Genomic DNA, 16,513 nt, shown 5'->3' on the forward strand with positions numbered 1-16,513 from the left:
CTCACTCCGCCGCCTCGTCCAGCCCCTCGCCCAGCGGCGGCATGTTGTGCCCCAGCAGCGTCAGGATATCCGCCGCGCATTCGACCACGTTCGAGCCGGGGCCGTAGATGCCCTGCAATCCCGCCTCGCGCAGGAAGTCGTAATCGCTCGCCGGGATCACGCGGCTTTCGGCGCTGGCGCACCCCTCAAGAGCCCTTCGGTGCTGAGGTCTTCGTCGATTTCGGGCCAGTGCATGCCATAGCCCGCCCCGGCCTTCTCCCACATTGCCCGCTGCTCCGGCGTCGCATGGAGCAATCTCGGATACCAGGCGAGCGGAACCGCAATCGTCCGCCCGTCCATCAAATCGACGATCAGGCTGGCCTCGTCGAAGCGCACGTCGAGCACGCGCTCGTCGGTCACCTTAGCCGAAATATTCATGCCATGCCTCCCGCACCCAATGCCGTCACCCCGGACTTGATCCGGCATCCAGCTCTTCTTGGCCCGCGGTTGTAGAAAAGCTGGACCCCGGATCAAGTCCGGGGTGACGAAGAGAGAACACAATCACTCCGCCGCCTCGTCCATCTCTCCATCGAGCGGCGGCATGTTGTGGCCGAGCAGCGTCAGGATATCCGCCGCGCATTCGACCACGTTCGAGCCGGGGCCGTAAATGCCCTGCACCCCCGCCTCGCGCAGGAAGTCGTAGTCGCTCGCCGGGATCACGCCGCCTGCGGTCACCTTGATATCGGCGCGGCCCGCTTCCTTCAAAAGGCGGATCAGTTCGGGGATCAGCGTCTTGTGTCCGGCGGCGAGGCTCGAGCAGCCGATCACGTCGACGCCGTTCTCGAGCGCCATGTCGCGCGCTTCTTGCGGAGTCTGGAAGAGCGGGCCGGAGACGACCTCGAAGCCCATGTCGCTGAACGCCGACGCGATCACGTTGGCGCCGCGATCGTGGCCGTCCTGGCCCATCTTGGCGACCATGATCCTGGGCTTGCGCCCCATGCGCCGCTCGACCGCATCGACGCCGCTGGTCACCTGTTCCCAGCGTTTGTCGAATTCGTAGGCAGTCTTGTAGACGCCGGAGACGGGCTTGGGCGTCGCATCGTGGCGGCCGAACACTTCTTCCATCGCCTGAGAGATCTCGCCCAGCGTCGCATCGCGGCGCGCGGCCTCGACCGCGAGTTCGAGCACGTTTTCGCCCGCCTTGCAGCCTTCGGTGAGCGCCGCGAGCGCGGTGCGGCAGGCATCCTCGTCGCGGTTGGCGCGGACCCATTCGATGCGCTCGATCTGGCCCTTGCGGACCTTGGCATTGTCGATGTCGAGCGTCTCGATCGGGTCTTCGTGTGGCTTGCGGTACTTGTTGACTCCGACGATCACCGTCTCGCCCTTGTCGACGCTGGTCTGCTTTTCCGCCGCCGCGCGTTCGATCGCCGCCTTGGGCGCGCCGGCATCGACATAGGCCGTCATCCCGCCAGCGGCATCCACCTCGGCGATCAGCTTTTCGGCCTCGTCCACCAGCGTCGCCGTCAGCGCTTCAATGTAATGCGAGCCGCCGAGCGGATCGACGACATTGGTGATGCCGCTTTCCTCCTGAAGCACCAGCTGCGTGTTGCGCGCGATGCGGGCGGAGAAATCGGTCGGGAGCGCGATCGCTTCATCGAGCGCGTTGGTGTGGAGCGACTGCGTCCCGCCCAATGTCGCGGCCATCGCCTCGATCGTGGTGCGGATGACGTTGTTGTAGGGGTCCTGCTCCTGCAGCGACACGCCGCTCGTCTGGCAGTGGGTGCGCAGCATCTTCGACTTGTCGGCCTTCGCGCCGAGATCGTCCATCACCCGGTACCACAGCGTGCGCGCGGCGCGCAGCTTGGCGATCTCCATGAAGAAGTTCATGCCGATGCCGAAGAAGAACGACAGGCGCGGCGCGAAGGCGTCGATATCGAGCCCGGCGTCCATCGCACGTTCCACGTAGGCCTTGCCGTCGGCGATGGTGAAGGCGAGTTCCTGCACCGCCGTCGCCCCGGCCTCGTGCATGTGATAGCCGCTGATCGAGATGGAGTTGAAACGCGGCATGTTGGCCGAGGTATAAGCGATGATGTCCGAGACGATCCGCATGCTCGGCTCGGGCGGGTAGATATAGGTGTTCCGGACCATGAACTCCTTGAGGATGTCGTTCTGGATGGTCCCCGACAGTTTCTCCTGAGACACGCCCGATCGTTCGGCGGCGACGATGTAGAACGCCATGACCGGGATGACCGCGCCGTTCATGGTCATCGACACGCTCATTTCATCGAGCGGGATCTGGTCGAACAGGATCTCCATGTCGCGCACGGTGTCGATCGCGACCCCCGCCTTGCCGACATCGCCCACGACGCGCGGGTGGTCGCTGTCATAGCCCCGGTGCGTGGCGAGGTCGAAGGCGACCGACAGGCCCTTCTGCCCGGCGGCGAGGTTCCGGCGATAGAAGGCGTTCGATTCCTCGGCGGTCGAAAAGCCCGCATATTGCCGGATCGTCCACGGGCGGCCGGCATACATCGAGGCCTTCACCCCGCGCGTGAAGGGCGCGAAGCCGGGCAGTCCCGGGTCCCAGCCCTCGTGGTCCTCGCCCGTGTAGAGCGGCTTGATCTCGAAGCCCTCTGGCGTCTGCCAGGTGAGGTCGCGGCCCTTCACTTCCTTGTCGGCAAGGGCTTTCCAGTCGGCGGGAGTCGGTTTGTCGGTCATGGCTCGCTCATAGACGAAAGGATGCCCCCGGCGAAAGATGCGCCGGGAGCCGGGCGTGACGAACGTTCTTCGGGGCTGGCGTTACGCCTATTGCCCCTTGAATTGGGCCTCGCGCTTCTGGAGGAAGGCCATGCCGCCCTCCTTGGCATCGTCGCTCGCGCCCGCGATGCGCTGCGCTTCGGCTTCGGCCAGCAGCACCATCTGCAGGTTCTGGTCGATCGCGGTGGCGATGTTGCGCTTGATATGGGCGTAGGCGAGCGTCGGGCCATTGGCGAGCTTGGTCGCCAGCGCCTTCGCCTCGTCCATCAGCGCATCGTCATCGACGCACTTGTAGACGAGGCCCCATTCCTCGGCCTGTTCGCCGGAAATCTTTTCGCCCAGCATCATCATCCGCGTCGCGCGCGCCCGCCCGATCGCGCGGGTGAGCAGCCAGGTCGAGCCGCCATCGGGAACGAGGCCGATATTGACGAAGGCCTGCAGGAAATAGGCGGAGCGTGCGGCAATGGTGAAATCCGCTGCGAGGGCAAGGCTGCACCCGACGCCCGCAGCCGGTCCGTTGACCGCGCAGATCACCGGCACGTCGGCACGGATCAGCTGGCTCACCGCCGGGTTGTAATGCTGGATCAGCGCCTCGTGGCTGCCGCCCTTGCCGCCCAATGCGCTGCCGCTGCCGCGCGCCGACAGGTCCGCGCCCGAGCAAAATCCCTTGCCCTCGCCCGTGATGAGCACCGCGCGCGCATCGCCGAGATCGTAGAAAGCCTGCCCCAGCTCGTCCGCCATCTGCGGCGGCATGGCATTGAGCCGTTCGGGCCGATTGAGGGTGATGATGGTGAGCGGGCCTTCGCGTCCCACGCGGATGGTTTCGTACTCGGACATTCTTCAAACCTCTCTATCTCGTCACCCCGGCCCCCGAGCCGGGGTCCAGCTGCCTTTCGGCAACCGGGCAAATGAAGCGGGACCCCGGATCAAGTCCGGGGTGACGAATACAATCAATTCGACCAGTGCGCGTCTTCGCGGGGCGTTTCCATGATCTCCGTAAGCATGCCCTGCATGTCCTTGGGATGGACGAAAAAGATAGGCGTGCCGTGCGCGCCGATGCGGGTGGGGCCGAGGATGCGCTTGCCCATTTCCTCGAATTCGGCGCGCGCTTCGGCGATGTCGGGAACCTCGAAGCAGACATGGTGCTGACCGCCCAGCGGGTTCTTTTCGAGAAAGCCGCGAATGGTCGATGTCTCGCCGAGCGGCTCGATCAGCTCGATCTGCGTGCCGTTCATGCCGCTGTCGGTGGGCGTGTCGACGAAGCAGACCTTCACGCCCTGCTCCTCGAGATCGAACGGCTCATGGATATGGGTGGCGCCCAAGGTGTCGCGGTAATGTTTGATCGAGTCCGCGATGGAGGGGGTCGCGACCCCGATGTGGTTGAGACGGCCTAGTTTCATTTATTCACCTCAGATGGAGCGCACGTCAGGATAGACGTGGAGGATATATCGGCTGTGGGAATGGCGCTTGGGTATGCCGAGCGCGTATTCGGCCGTCGCATAGGCCGCTTCCCAGGCCTCGGACGAGCTGGGTCCGTTCATCTCGTCATCGCAACAGAAATCTACCGTTACGAGGTAGGCGTCAACTCCTAGGCTTCGGAGCCAGACCAGATGCGCGAGACGGTTAGCGTATTGATAAAACTGCCTGTGCCACCTCTCAGCATCCATTCGTGCCACGCCCATTCGCATGGCAGCCCAGACCAGAGATGCCTTGATCTTCTCCAAAGATGCCTCCGATGCTTGAGAAGGCGATGAGCAGAACTCGTCAATATGCGCTTTTGCCTCGACCAGCAGGGCGCAGCCATTGTCGGTCTTGCCAAGCGCGTCCCACTGGGGGCCGCCTTTCGGCCAGAAGCGCGCCAAGTCCGCCTCAAGATGAGGCAAACCCAGCAATTGCAGAAACGCAGAGTCGCGATACTCGGCGAAATCATCGCCTTCGAGCGGGCTCACCCAGTCGATTCGCGAAGCATTTTCAACACGAGACAAAATGGCCTGTTCAAGCGAGGCCGCCTTGCGGCTGGCCGCAAGCTGCATCCATTTGAGGCTACCTTTGGTCCCTAGAGGCTGAACGGCGCGCACTGGTCAACTCACAACGGAATATTGTCATGCTTCTTCCACGGGTTCTCGAGCCGCTTCGTCCGCAGCCGCCGCAGCCCCAGCGCCACCCGGCGGCGCGTCGCGTGGGGGTGGATCACCTCGTCGATATAGCCGCGTGAGGCCGCGACGAAGGGGTTGGCGAAGCGGTCCTCGTATTCCTTGGTCTTCTGCGCGATCTTTTCGGGGTCCTCGCGGTCCTTCCTGAAGATGATCTCCACCGCGCCCTTCGCACCCATCACCGCGATTTCCGCGGTGGGCCAGGCATAGTTGAGATCGCCGCGCAGGTGCTTCGATGCCATCACGTCGTAGGCCCCGCCATAGGCCTTGCGCGTGATGATCGTGATCTTGGGCACGGTCGCCTCGGCATAGGCGAAGAGCAGCTTTGCCCCGTGCTTGATAATGCCGCCCAGTTCCTGCGCCGTGCCGGGAAGAAATCCGGGCACGTCGACGAAAGTCACGATCGGGATCTCGAACGCGTCGCAGAACCGCACGAAGCGCGCGGCCTTCTTTGCGCTCGCGATGTCGAGCACGCCGGCGAGCACCATCGGCTGGTTCGCCACCACGCCCACGGTGCGCCCCTCGACCCGGCCGAAGCCGCAGATGATGTTGGCCGCGTGGGCAGGCTGGATCTCGAAGAAAGTGCCCTCGTCGAGGGTCTTGGCGATGACCTCGTGCATGTCATAGGGCTGGTTGGCGTTGTCGGGGATCAGCGTGTCGAGGCTCGGCTCCTCGCGGTCCCACGGATCGTTGACGGGAAGCTCGGGCACCTCCTCGCGGTTCGACAGCGGGAGGTAATTGAAGAATTCACGCGTCGCGAGCAGCGTCTCGATGTCGTTTTCATAGGCGCAGTCGGCAACGCTCGTCTTGGTCGTGTGGGTGATCGCGCCGCCCAGTTCCTCCTGCGTGACCACCTCGCCCGTCACGGTCTTTACCACGTCCGGCCCGGTGACGAACATGTAGGAGCTGTCCTTCACCATGAAGATGAAATCGGTCATGGCGGGCGAATAGACCGCTCCCCCAGCGCACGGCCCCATGATAAGGCTGATCTGCGGGATGACGCCCGATGCGAGCACGTTGCGCTGGAACACCTCGGCATAGCCGCCGAGGCTGTCGACGCCTTCCTGGATGCGCGCCCCGCCCGAATCGTTCAGGCCGATGACCGGCGCGCCGACCTTCATCGCGGTGTCCATCACCTTGCAGATCTTCTGGGCGTGGCGTTTCGACAGCGCGCCGCCGAAGACGGTGAAATCCTGCGAAAAGACATAGACAAGCCGACCGTTGATCGTGCCAGCCCCGGTGACGACACCGTCGCCGGGGATCTTCTGGTCCTCCATGCCGAAATCGGTGCAGTCGTGTTCGACGTAAGTGTCGAGTTCCTCGAAGCTGCCTTCGTCGAGCAGGACGTCGAGCCGTTCGCGCGCGGTCAGCTTGCCCTTGGCGTGCTGCGCGTCGATGCGCCTTTGCCCCCCGCCCATGCGGGCGGCTTCGCGGCGGCGTTCCATTTCGGCGATATTGGCGGACATTCGGCAGGACCCCTCGATTGCTTCGTCTCGTGCCGAGGTCGTTGCCGCAGCCTCGGCGGAGCGTCAACGTGTCAAAAAAGCGGGGCCGGCCTAGCGCGGCGTCACGATGCCCTTTTCGACAAGGCTGCGCGCGGTTGCCTCGATGCTGTCGGCGGCGCTGATGTAGTCGATGCCGAGCACCTCGCGCGCATGCGCCCCGGATACGTCGCGATGGCGGCCGAGCTCGGTCTTTACCTGCCTGATGTCGGCCATGAAGGGCGCGAGCAGTTTCACGATCGTGGACGGCAGGCGGCGGGTCGGGACTTTGGCCGAAAGGTCGGGCACGCGCTCGCGCAGGACGGCGGCGATATCGCGCATCCACAGGAACCTGTCCGAAACGGCGAAACGCCCGTCCCTTACCGCTTCGGCCGGCGCATCGAGCGCACGGACATGGGCGAGCGCGACGTCGCGCACATCGACGATGCCGAAACCCGCGTCGGGCAGCGCGGGAATCTCGCCGGTCAGCAGCTTGCGCACCAGTTCGATCGAGGTCGACAGGTCATCGTCGTAGACCGGGCCGAGCACCGCGACCGGGTTGATCGAGCAGAACGCCATGTCGGGCGCATTCTGGGCAACCCATTCGCGCGAGGCCTTTTCCGCGACCGTCTTGGAACGGTGATAGGGCGGCACGTCCGGGTTCTCCAGCACGGTCCAGTCGGATTCGTCGAAATGATCCCTACCCGGCTCGTGGCCATAGGCGATGGCGGCCGCCGAGCTGGTGAGGACGAAACGCGTTACACCCGCCTTCTTCGCGCATTCGAGCGCTCTGAGCGCCCCCGCACGCGCGGGTTTCACCAGTTCGTCCGGGTGTTTCGGCGTGGTCAGGGGAAAGGGCGAGGCGACATGGGCGACGGCATCGCAGCCTTCCATCGCCTCGGCCCAGCCGGAATCGTTTTCGAGATCGGCTTCGAACACGCGCAGGGCTTCGCCCGCATCGCGCCAGCGATCGCGCAGTCGCGGCTCGCTCTTCGAACGGTTTCGGACCGTGGTGTGGACCGTCTTGCCCGATCGCAGCAGCAGGTCGATGATCTCGCCCCCGATATAGCCGGTTCCCCCGGTCACCAGCACCGTGTCAGCCATGTGTCTCTCCCTCGCGGCCCCGACCTATTTGAAGAGCACCAGCTCCTCGGCCATGGTCGGATGGATCGCCATGGTCGCATCGAAATCGGCCTTTGTCAGCCCGGCCTTCACCGCGACCGCAGCCATCTGCATGATCTCGGGCGATTCCGGGCCGATCATGTGCAGGCCGACCACCCGGTCATTCGCCGCATCGACGACCATCTTGTAGAGCCCGCGCTCGTTCCTTCCCGCGACGACATTCTTCATCGGGCGGAAATCGGCCTGGTAGACCTTGACGTTACCCAGCCGATTGCGCGCCTCGCCCTCGGTCATCCCGACGGCGGCGATGGGCGGGTGCGAGAAGACCGCGCTGGGAATGCAGGAATGGTCGACCGCAACTGGATCGCCGCCGCCGAAAACGGTGTCGGCAAAGGCCTGCCCCTCGCGGATCGCGACGGGCGTGAGTTGCACACGGGCGGTGACATCGCCCACGGCATAGACGTAATCGACGCTGGACTTGCTGTATTCGTCGACCTTGATTTCGCCGCGAGGGCCGAGTTCGACGCCGATGTTCTCGAGCCCCAGCCCTTCGGTATTGGCAACACGCCCGGTCGCGGCCATCACGACATCATAGACGCGCTCGTCATGGTCCGTCAGCTTCACGTCGAGCGCGCCGTCGTCGCGTTTGCGGATGTATTCGAACTTGTTGTTGAAGAGGAATTCGATACCCTTGGTGAGCGATATCTGCAGCAGCCTGTCGCGCAGGGCCTCGTCATAGCTCCTGAGGAGCACGTCGGACCGGTTGGCGAGCGTGACCTTGCTCCCGAACTCGTTGAAGATACCGGCGAATTCGTTGGCGATATAGCCCCCGCCCAGGATCAACACCCGGCGCGGCACTTCATCCAGATGAAAGGCCTCGTTCGAGGTGATGATATGTTCGCGGCCTTCGCATTCGGGAACGTGGGGGCGCGCGCCGGTGGCGACGAGAATGTAGCGCGCCGTGACGACCCGGCCGCTTTCGAGCGTGATTTCATGGTCGCCCGTGATCCGGGCGCGTTCGTGGAACACTTCGACGCCATGATTTTCGAGCGTTTCGTTATACAGCCCTTCGAGCCGGTCGATATCCTTCTGCACATGATCGCGCAGAGCCACCCAGTCGAAGCTCTTGCCCTCGATGCTCCAGCCGAAATTGAGCGCGTCCTCGAGGTCCTCGGCGAAATGCGCGCCATAGACGAGCATCTTCTTGGGCACGCAGCCGCGGATGACGCAGGTTCCCCCGACGCGGTATTCCTCGGCCGCAGCGACCCGCGCGCCGTGGCCCGAGGCGATGCGGCTGGCGCGGGTTCCGCCCGAGCCGATGCCGATGGTGAACAGGTCGTAATCGTATTCGCTAGCGGACATCTCGCCTCCGTTGGTCGTGCGGAGGCGCTATGCAGGCGAGAGGCCCGCTTGCCAAGGGAAGCGTCTAACCGCGCGGGGCCCCGCCCCCGCCGGCACCGGCCCGACGCGGGCCGCGACGACGGCGCTGACCGCCCCCGTGATTACCGGCGCCCTGACCGCCCGAACGCTGGCCGGACTGACTGCCCGAACGCTCACCACCGGAGCGATTGGGCCGCCCCTTGCGCGCGGGATGCTTCTGCTTCGGCTTCGGGCGCGTGTCTTCGCCCTGCCCTTCGGCACGTCTCGCGCCGCCGGCGGGCTTGGGCCTGACCTTTTTCTGCGAAACCCGCGTCGCGCCGCGTGCGGGCGGCTTGGTCGGGCCGACGCCTTCGACCACGGCGCGGAAATTGTCCGGCAGCGCCAGGCGCTCGAACTGCGCATCGGTCGTGCGCTGGATGTCCTTGAGGTAAGCGCGTTCATCCTCTGCGCAGAAGGCGATCGCGATCCCGTCGCGCCCGGCACGCGCGGTGCGCCCGATGCGGTGGACATATTGTTCGGGAACATTGGGCAGCTCGTAATTGATGACATGGCTGACGCCCGGAATATCTATACCGCGCGCAGCGACATCGGTCGCGACAAGCACTGCGGTGCGACCCGAGCGGAATTCGTCGAGCGCGCGCTGGCGCTGGCCCTGCGATTTGTTGCCATGGATCGCATTGGCGGCGATCCCCGCACGGCTCAGCTTCTTGACCACCCGGTCGGCACCATGCTTGGTGCGGGTGAAGATCAGCACGCGCTCGGTCTTGCCCGGAACGTCGTGGCGGCCCGACAGGATCAGCTCGAGGAGCGACTGCTTCTCATCCTGCTGGACCATGAACAGATATTGCTCGATCCGTTCGGCGGTCGAGCTTTCCGGCGTGACCGAGACCTGCACCGGGTTGCGGCAATAGCCGTTAACCAGTTCCTTGATCGCTTTGGGCATGGTCGCGCTGAAGAACAGCGTCTGGCGCTCCTTCGGGACGAGATCGCGGATCTTCCTGAGGGCGTGGATGAAGCCGAGGTCGAGCATCTGGTCCGCCTCGTCGAGCACGAGCACCTCGACACCCGACAGGTTGAAGGCGTTCTGGTCGATGAGATCAAGCAGGCGCCCCGGTGTCGCGACGAGGATGTCGGTCCCGCGATGCAGCTTGTTGCGGTCCTTGTTGACGCTGGTTCCGCCGACAATGACCTGCACCTTCAGCCCGGCAAGCGCGCCGTAGTCCCTGGCGCTCGTGGAAATCTGGACCGCGAGTTCGCGGGTCGGGGCGAGCACCAGCATCCGGCAGCTCTTGAAGGGAATGCGGTTGTCGCTGGCCCGCAAGCGGTCGATCGACGGCAGCATGAAGGCCGCCGTCTTGCCCGTGCCGGTCTGGGCGATGCCGAGGAGGTCGCGGCCTTCAAGCACGGGCGGGATCGCCTGGGCCTGGATCGGGGTCGGCGTATCGTAACCTTGCAGCTCGAGCGCCTGGAGAACGGGCTGCGAAAGCCCGAGTTCTTTGAATGTCATGTGAGTTTACAGCTCGCAATATATGCGGCGCGCTGGTCGGCTCCACGGGTGGGAGGGACGACGCATGCGCGGCGCGGGGGAATGGAACGCCCCGCGTGAAAAGGGATGTCTGTAGATGGTTTGCGTTGCGCCGCCGGGGGCGGATATGTCAGAGCCGCCGCTTCACGCGGGCTGATGGCGCTCGCTTGCGCATGCAGATGGGCCTTTGCCCGCCAAAAGTCAATCGCGCTCTTCGCGTTTGATGTAGCCGTCCAGTTTCATCCACATCCTGAAATCGATCCGGCTCGAATAGGTCCCGCTCACCGCGTTGCCCTCCGCATCGCGTGCCGGGGCGAAGCGGTGATGCTCGAGCAGGGGGCGGCACAGCTCTATCGTCACGATCCTGCGCCGGAAATCGCGGTCGAGCGAGCAATCGGTAGGATTGCCGTCTTCATCGACCTCGAGGGTAAAACCGATCACTTCGGAAAGCAGCCGCTGTCTTTGGGCGGCTGCGGCCAGCTGCCTAAGACCGTCGAATGCCAGTGGCACGGGCGGGCGCTGGCCGGGCGGCAGGAACAGGACACGGATGCACTCGCCGAAAGCCTTCGCGGGGGCGGCATATCCATCGAGCGGGACGGGCGTAAGGCCGGCTTCGGTCACAAGGGTAAAACTGTCACCACCCTGGTTCGCGGCGAGGAACAGCGCCACGGGGTGGGCCCCCATGCGCTCGCGCTGGGTCTCCAGCGCCGCGGCAGCGCCGCTCAGCAGGACGTTGCCGCCTTCCGCCAGCACCCGGATCTCGCCGCCGACCAGCCCTTCGCCGTCTCCGCTCGCCAGAGCCCGCCCGTCGAGCGCATATGACCCGTCCTTTCGCAGGCTGATCGCGAAATTCTCGGCCTCGCCGGTGACATGGCGAAGGTCGCAGCGCCCCTCTCCTGACGTGCTGCTCCATTTATCGCTGTCTTCGGCCAAGGCAGGAGGGCTCGCGGCAAGCAGACCGCCGATCACCATCGCGGCACCACAGCGATTCCATATGCGCGCCATGACGATTCCCCTGCGCTCGATCCGAACAGGTATGCTGCCCTAAAAGTCGCCGTGATGGGGCGAGAGATGAAGCCTTACAAATCCGCACGCAGGTCCGCATAGACGAGGCGCGAGGAATAGCTGCCCGCGACCGCCGTCCCGCTCGCATCGTGGGCGGGCTCGAAGGTGTGATGGGCGATCAGGACGTCGCACAGGCGTTCGTTGATATAGGTGCGGCGAAATTCATGACGCAGTTCGCAGCCGGTCACATCGCCGGCGGCATCGACGGTTAGCGTGTAGTCGATCGACGGGCGCACGATCCGCAGGCGCGATGAAGTCTTGAGGAACTGCCACCCCCCGTCGAAGTCCAGCAGCCGCACGGGGCTCGCTCCGGCTTCTGGGCCGGGTTCGCTTTCGGTTCGCGTCCCGGCTTCGGCTTCCGCTTCGACCTCGGTCGCTCCATTCGCACCCGCATCGGCATGCTGGGCCATGAAGGCGGGCGAAACGAACAAAGCAGCGACAGCTGCAGCGGGAGAGAAAAGCAGAATCATGAAAGAGGCCCGATTGGTTGAATGCGGTGATGCGAGCTTTCAAAATATAGTGCGGAAGCGTGTATGCAATTCAACTTCCTATGCGGGTCGAAATTCGCAATATCTCGCAAAATTCGTGCGCTTGAGTGAAATCACTTTATGGCGCGGCGTAAGCATGAACCAATGGCGTAAAATTTATGACACGTAAGTGAACCCGGACGCAAGACGCCGCCGGGTATGGCTCCATTCGGGGCGTGCTCCTCTCACCGAAGCCCCGCCGCCTGCATCAGCGCCATGGTCGAGGCATCGAAATCGCCTTCCCCGGAGTCGATTCGTTTGGCGATCGCCTTGCCGAGCTCGACCCCGAACTGGTCGAACGGATTGATCCGCATCAGCGCCGCATTGGCAAAGGTGCGATGCTCATGGAACGCGATCAACGCACCAAGACTCGCCGCGTCGATATCGTCGAGCAGGATCGTCGCGCTCGGCCGGTCGCCGGGATAATGGCGCGCGGCATCGTCAGCCTCGCTCCCGGTCATCAGCGCGGCGCCCTGTGCGAGGCAATTCATAAGCAGCGCACGGTGATGGGCGGGATCGAGCAGGTCGCCCGGCGCAATGCTCGCGATGAAATCGACCGGCACGATATGCGTGCCCTGGTGGAGCAGCTGGAACACGGCGTGCTGCGCATCGGTCCCCACCCCGCCCCAGGTGATCGGCGCGGTCGGGCGCTCGACCGGCTCGCCATCCACGGTCACGCTCTTGCCGTTCGATTCCATTTCGAGCTGCTGGAGATAGTCGGGCAGCAGCGCCAGCCGCTCGTCATAGGCGAAGACCGCGCGGGTCTGGCAGCCGCGGATGCGGGCATAGTAAAGGTCGGCGAAAGCGGCGAGCAGCGGCGCATTGTCGCGCCCTTCGGTGTTGCGGAAATGATCGTCCATCGCCTTTGCCCCGGCGAGCAGCGCGCGGAAATCCTCCATCCCGCAAGCCAGAGCGACCGGAAAACCGATCGAGGACCAGAGCGAATAGCGCCCGCCCACGCTTTCGGGAAACGGCAGGATGCGGGTCTCGTCCACGCCCCACTCGACCGCGCGATCGGGATTGGCGGTGAGCGCGATTACCCGTCCATAGGGATCGGCAATGCCGTTATCCGCGAGCCATTTGAGCGCGCTTGCCGCATTGGTCATCGTTTCGGTCGTGGTGAAGGTCTTGGACGCCACCGCGATCAGGGTCGTTTCGGGATCGCATGCCGCAAAGGCCTGCTCGAGAGCGAGCCCATCGATGTTCGCGACGACTTGGGTATCGACCCGGGCCCCGTCGCGGGTGAGCGCATCGACCGCCATGGCAGGGCCCAGCGCCGACCCGCCAATGCCGATATGGATGAGGTGTTTGACCTCGCCCAGCGCGCCGTCATGGATCGCCTCGACCAGCATGCCCATCCGCGCGAGCAGCGCTCCCGCTTCCTCGACCTCCGGCTCCGACCCGCTGCCGCGCATCGCGCCGTGATTGGCCGCGCGGCCTTCGGTCGGGTTGACAACCCCGCCCGAAAACAGCGCCGTTCGGCTGGCGGCGAAATCGCATGCCCTGGCCAGATCCTCGAAGGTCGCCAGCGCAGTGTCGTCGAGATGCGTTTTCGACCAGTCGAAGAGGATGCCGACATCGCCCAGCTCGCCGAGACGGAACTCCAGCCTGCGCGAGAATTTGTCCACCCGTCCCGGATCGTCTTCGAACAGCGCGGCAAGCGTGGCGGGCTCAAGCGCGGCAAGACGCTCCCATGCGGCGGATATCGGATCATTCATGCGGCAAACCCCCTTGGCGCTTAGACCGGGGTGCGAGTAAGGGGGCAGGCGATGGATGTTAAGCCCCAAACAGGTGCCGAGCCCGCCGCGCAAGCCGAGCAGAGCCCGGACAGGGACCAAAGCTGGCTCGGCTTTGCGCGGTTTCTGGTGCTGGTGCTGCTCGCGGTGCTGGCCTTCCGCACGCTGGTTTTCGCCCCTTTTTCGATCCCCTCGGAAAGCATGCTGCCGCGGCTCGTCAATGGCGATTACCTGCTCGCGGCGAAATGGCCCTATGGCTGGTCGCGTCATTCGCTGCCCTTCGATGCGCCGCTTATGGAAGGCCGCGTGCTGGCGAACACGCCGCAGCGCGGCGACATCGTGATCTTCAAGCATCCACTCGACCGCTCGGACTACATTAAGCGCGTCATCGGCCTGCCGGGCGATACGATCGGCCTGGTCGGTGGGCAGGTTGTTCTCAATGGCGAACTTGTCCCGCGCGCGGCCCTGCCCGATTTCGAAATCGCGGTCTCCCCCAACACGACCTGCGCCAGGGGCGGCAATCAGGTCATCAGCGCCGACGGGAGCGCGGTGTGCGGCTACGCTCGCTTCCGCGAAACCCTGCCCGGCGGGCGGCAATACGAAGTGCTCGATTTCGGCCTGACAGCAGCCGACAGCATGCCGCCGGTCACCGTTCCGCAAGGCCATATGTTCGTGATGGGCGATAATCGCGACAATTCACGCGACAGCCGCTTTCCGGCGAGGATCGGCGATGCGGTGGGGGTCGTGCCGCTCGAGAACCTGGTCGGTGAGGCGAGCGTCATCATGTGGTCGACCGATGGCAGCGCCGAATGGGCGAAGCCATGGACCTGGTTCACCGCCGCGCGCTGGGACCGGATCGGGACCGGCCTGTGAGCGGGTCCGGCGACCTCGCCGAGGGCACGCGCGACTGGCTGGTCGAGGCGGGTTTCGGCGTGAAGGAGGAGCGCGTCTGGCTGGAGGCGCTCACCCATGGCAGCTTCAACGGGAGCAATGCCGCCAGCGGTCCGGCAGGCAGGGACATGGACTATCAGCGGCTCGAATTCCTTGGCGACCGCGTGCTGGGACTCGCGGTGGCCAGTTGGCTGTACCGCGCGCACGACGCGCCCGAAGGCCGGCTTTCGCAGCGCCTTAATGCGCTGGTGAGCGGGCGGACCTGCGCGCGGATCGCCCGCGATCTCGGGGTTCCGGACCATGTCCGCCTGGGCAAGCAGGCGCGCGAGGACGGCGGGGCCGACAGCGACAAGATCCTCGGCGATGCGATGGAAGCGCTGATCGGGGCGAATTTCATCGAGAACGGCTTCGATCACACCAAGGCAATCGTCTATGCGCTGTGGGATGCCGAACTGGCGGGCGATGCGGGCAAGGCCAAGCATCCCAAGAGCGCGCTGCAGGAATGGGCCGCAGGCAATCGCCGCGCCATGCCCAGCTACACGGTGGTGGACCGCAGCGGCCCCGACCACGCTGCGCGCTTTACCGTCGAAGTCGTCATTCCCAGCGTCGGCAGCGCCGAGGCGACCGCATCGAGCAAGGGCGAGGCCGAAAAGCTCGCCGCACAGAAATTCCTGGAGCAATACGGATGAGCGAAGCGACGACGAAATGCGGGGTTGTTGCCGTTCTGGGCGCGCCCAATGCGGGCAAGTCGACGCTGGTCAACCAGCTGGTCGGCCAGAAGGTCGCGATCACCAGCGCCAAGGCGCAGACGACCCGCGCCCGGATGCTCGGTATAGCGCTCCACGATAAAGTGCAGATGATCCTCGTCGACACGCCCGGCATCTTCGCCCCGCGCCGCCGCCTCGACCGGGCGATGGTGAGCGCGGCGTGGGAGGGTGCCGAGAGCGCCGATGCGATCGTGCTGCTGGTCGATCCGGTCAAGCAGCGGCGGCATGAACTCGAACCGCTGCTCGACGCGCTGAAGGACCGGCCGGAACGCAAGATCCTCGCGCTCAACAAGGTCGATGTCTCGAAAAAGGAGCCGCTCCTCGCGCTGGCGCAGGAACTTGGCGAGAAGGTCGACTTTGCCGAGATTTTCTTCATCTCGGCGCTCAACGGCGAAGGCGTTGGCGAGATGAAGGACGCGCTCGCCGCGATGATGCCCGAGGGGCCGTGGATGTATCCCGAAGACCAGGTCTCCGATGCCTCCGAACGCCTGCTCGCCGCCGAGATCACCCGCGAACAGCTTTATCGCCAGTTGCACGAGGAATTGCCCTATGACAGCGCGGTGCGGCCCGAACTGTACCAGCACCGCCCCGACGGCAGCCTCGAGATCCACCAGCAGATCGTCGTCGCCCGCGAAAGCCAGCGCCCGATCGTGCTCGGCAAGGGTGGCCAGCGGATCAAGGCAATCGGCGAAGCGGCGCGGACCGAACTGGCCGAATTGCTCGGCGTGAAGGTCCACCTGTTCCTGCACGTGAAGGTGCTGGAGAACTGGAGCGAGGACAAGGAGCTGTTCGAGGAAATGGGGCTGGACTGGGTGAAGTAGGGGCCTTCGGGCTCACAGCTTTTGCGAGCGTCGGCTGAGCGCGATGCCGGGAAAATTGCGGACTGTCGGCAAACGACTCCATCGCCGCCATCTATTTCACGCGTCGCCCCGTGCTTGACACGGGGCTCGGCTAATCTTCCAACGCCTTCGATACGAACCAGCTTTCCCACAGGTCGTCCCAATCGGGATTTTCGGCTTCGATCAGCGCGAATTTCCATTCCCGCCGCCACTTCTTGACGAGCTTTTCACGCGCGATCGCCTGTTCGATATTCTCATGGCGCTCGACATAGACGAGCCGCCGCTTGCCAAAGT

Annotated in this window: 16 protein-coding genes and 1 pseudogene; 3 read left to right on the forward strand and 14 right to left on the reverse strand. The window is 64.7% G+C overall.

Going from position 1 to position 16,513, the window contains the following annotated elements; translation table 11 throughout:
- Position 1: 1 nt before the first annotated feature.
- The 13 genes and pseudogenes from RIB52_RS11630 to pgi form a co-directional block, all read right to left on the reverse strand.
- Positions 2 to 160 (reverse strand): annotated as a pseudogene (locus RIB52_RS11630) (hypothetical protein); the annotation flags it as partial.
- The gene (locus RIB52_RS11635; protein WP_350175661.1) at positions 157 to 417 is read right to left on the reverse strand and encodes a DUF2442 domain-containing protein; all 261 of its coding nucleotides are present in this window, start codon (positions 415 to 417) and stop codon (positions 157 to 159) included. The pseudogene RIB52_RS11630 and the gene RIB52_RS11635, both read right to left, overlap by 4 nt.
- Positions 418 to 540: 123 nt before the next feature.
- A complete protein-coding gene (gene scpA, locus RIB52_RS11640) occupies positions 541 to 2,694 on the reverse strand; it encodes a methylmalonyl-CoA mutase (protein WP_350175663.1) in 2,154 nt (717 codons plus the stop codon).
- 87 nt (positions 2,695 to 2,781) lie between these two features.
- Positions 2,782 to 3,570, reverse strand: a complete 789-nt coding sequence (locus RIB52_RS11645) for an enoyl-CoA hydratase-related protein (protein WP_350175665.1) — start codon at positions 3,568 to 3,570, stop codon at positions 2,782 to 2,784.
- Positions 3,571 to 3,683: 113 nt separating this feature from the next.
- A complete protein-coding gene (mce, locus tag RIB52_RS11650) occupies positions 3,684 to 4,133 on the reverse strand; it encodes a methylmalonyl-CoA epimerase (RefSeq protein ID WP_350175667.1) in 450 nt (149 codons plus the stop codon).
- 9 nt (positions 4,134 to 4,142) lie between these two features.
- Positions 4,143 to 4,766 carry a hypothetical protein gene (locus RIB52_RS11655; RefSeq protein WP_350175669.1) on the reverse strand — a complete coding sequence of 208 codons (624 nt, stop codon included), beginning with the start codon at positions 4,764 to 4,766 and terminating at the stop codon, positions 4,143 to 4,145.
- Between the two features lie 53 nt (positions 4,767 to 4,819).
- Positions 4,820 to 6,352, reverse strand: coding sequence for an acyl-CoA carboxylase subunit beta (locus RIB52_RS11660; protein WP_350175671.1), 1,533 nt, complete (start codon positions 6,350 to 6,352; stop codon positions 4,820 to 4,822).
- Positions 6,353 to 6,442: 90 nt separating this feature from the next.
- The gene (locus RIB52_RS11665) at positions 6,443 to 7,471 is read right to left on the reverse strand and encodes an NAD-dependent epimerase/dehydratase family protein (RefSeq protein WP_350175673.1); all 1,029 of its coding nucleotides are present in this window, start codon (positions 7,469 to 7,471) and stop codon (positions 6,443 to 6,445) included.
- A gap of 24 nt (positions 7,472 to 7,495) precedes the next feature.
- Positions 7,496 to 8,851, reverse strand: coding sequence for a glutathione-disulfide reductase (gene gorA, locus RIB52_RS11670; protein ID WP_350175675.1), 1,356 nt, complete (start codon positions 8,849 to 8,851; stop codon positions 7,496 to 7,498).
- A gap of 64 nt (positions 8,852 to 8,915) precedes the next feature.
- On the reverse strand, positions 8,916 to 10,376 hold the full coding sequence (locus RIB52_RS11675) for a DEAD/DEAH box helicase (RefSeq protein ID WP_350175677.1): 1,461 nt from the start codon (positions 10,374 to 10,376) through the stop codon (positions 8,916 to 8,918).
- A 219-nt stretch (positions 10,377 to 10,595) separates the two neighbouring features.
- Positions 10,596 to 11,399: a hypothetical protein gene (locus RIB52_RS11680; protein ID WP_350175679.1), complete on the reverse strand. Its 804-nt coding sequence runs from the start codon at positions 11,397 to 11,399 to the stop codon at positions 10,596 to 10,598.
- Between the two features lie 74 nt (positions 11,400 to 11,473).
- Positions 11,474 to 11,929, reverse strand: coding sequence for a hypothetical protein (locus RIB52_RS11685; protein ID WP_350175681.1), 456 nt, complete (start codon positions 11,927 to 11,929; stop codon positions 11,474 to 11,476).
- 242 nt (positions 11,930 to 12,171) lie between these two features.
- A complete protein-coding gene (gene pgi, locus RIB52_RS11690) occupies positions 12,172 to 13,704 on the reverse strand; it encodes a glucose-6-phosphate isomerase (RefSeq protein ID WP_350175683.1) in 1,533 nt (510 codons plus the stop codon).
- Positions 13,705 to 13,755: 51 nt separating this feature from the next.
- Between pgi and lepB the strand changes: the two genes are divergently transcribed.
- Genes lepB through era form a run of 3 tightly spaced genes read left to right on the forward strand, consistent with a single transcriptional unit; the run spans position 13,756 to position 16,201 of the window.
- Positions 13,756 to 14,595 (forward strand): signal peptidase I, encoded by an 840-nt coding sequence (gene lepB / locus RIB52_RS11695; RefSeq protein ID WP_350175685.1) that lies wholly within the window; start codon positions 13,756 to 13,758, stop codon positions 14,593 to 14,595.
- Positions 14,592 to 15,302: a ribonuclease III gene (gene rnc / locus RIB52_RS11700; RefSeq protein ID WP_350175687.1), complete on the forward strand. Its 711-nt coding sequence runs from the start codon at positions 14,592 to 14,594 to the stop codon at positions 15,300 to 15,302. Before lepB ends, rnc begins: the two co-directional genes overlap by 4 nt.
- Positions 15,299 to 16,201, forward strand: a complete 903-nt coding sequence (gene era, locus RIB52_RS11705) for a GTPase Era (protein ID WP_350175689.1) — start codon at positions 15,299 to 15,301, stop codon at positions 16,199 to 16,201. The genes rnc and era overlap by 4 nt, the downstream gene beginning before the upstream one ends.
- 130 nt (positions 16,202 to 16,331) lie before the next feature.
- On the opposite strand, the gene RIB52_RS11710 is transcribed toward era, so the two are convergent.
- Positions 16,332 to 16,513 (reverse strand): GIY-YIG nuclease family protein (locus tag RIB52_RS11710; protein WP_502879527.1); only part of this gene is annotated, 182 nt, incomplete at its 5' end.

It is taken from the genome of Erythrobacter sp., from assembly GCF_040217515.1.
Taxonomy (GTDB): Bacteria; Pseudomonadota; Alphaproteobacteria; order Sphingomonadales; family Sphingomonadaceae; genus Erythrobacter.

Bases quoted from the DNA above. Each gene is read 5' to 3' on its own strand.
- mce (WP_350175667.1), bottom strand. From the start codon at position 4,133: ATGAAACTAGGCCGTCTCAACCACATCGGGGTCGCGACCCCCTCCATC.
- lepB (WP_350175685.1), top strand. From the start codon at position 13,756: ATGGATGTTAAGCCCCAAACAGGTGCCGAGCCCGCCGCGCAAGCCGAG.
- RIB52_RS11655 (WP_350175669.1), bottom strand. From the start codon at position 4,766: ATGCAGCTTGCGGCCAGCCGCAAGGCGGCCTCGCTTGAACAGGCCATT.
- RIB52_RS11665 (WP_350175673.1), bottom strand. From the start codon at position 7,471: ATGGCTGACACGGTGCTGGTGACCGGGGGAACCGGCTATATCGGGGGC.
- RIB52_RS11680 (WP_350175679.1), bottom strand. From the start codon at position 11,399: ATGGCGCGCATATGGAATCGCTGTGGTGCCGCGATGGTGATCGGCGGT.
- pgi (WP_350175683.1), bottom strand. From the start codon at position 13,704: ATGAATGATCCGATATCCGCCGCATGGGAGCGTCTTGCCGCGCTTGAG.
- scpA (WP_350175663.1), bottom strand. From the start codon at position 2,694: ATGACCGACAAACCGACTCCCGCCGACTGGAAAGCCCTTGCCGACAAG.
- RIB52_RS11675 (WP_350175677.1), bottom strand. From the start codon at position 10,376: ATGACATTCAAAGAACTCGGGCTTTCGCAGCCCGTTCTCCAGGCGCTC.
- era (WP_350175689.1), top strand. From the start codon at position 15,299: ATGAGCGAAGCGACGACGAAATGCGGGGTTGTTGCCGTTCTGGGCGCG.
- RIB52_RS11645 (WP_350175665.1), bottom strand. From the start codon at position 3,570: ATGTCCGAGTACGAAACCATCCGCGTGGGACGCGAAGGCCCGCTCACC.
- RIB52_RS11660 (WP_350175671.1), bottom strand. From the start codon at position 6,352: ATGTCCGCCAATATCGCCGAAATGGAACGCCGCCGCGAAGCCGCCCGC.
- RIB52_RS11635 (WP_350175661.1), bottom strand. From the start codon at position 417: ATGAATATTTCGGCTAAGGTGACCGACGAGCGCGTGCTCGACGTGCGC.
- gorA (WP_350175675.1), bottom strand. From the start codon at position 8,851: ATGTCCGCTAGCGAATACGATTACGACCTGTTCACCATCGGCATCGGC.
- RIB52_RS11685 (WP_350175681.1), bottom strand. From the start codon at position 11,929: ATGATTCTGCTTTTCTCTCCCGCTGCAGCTGTCGCTGCTTTGTTCGTT.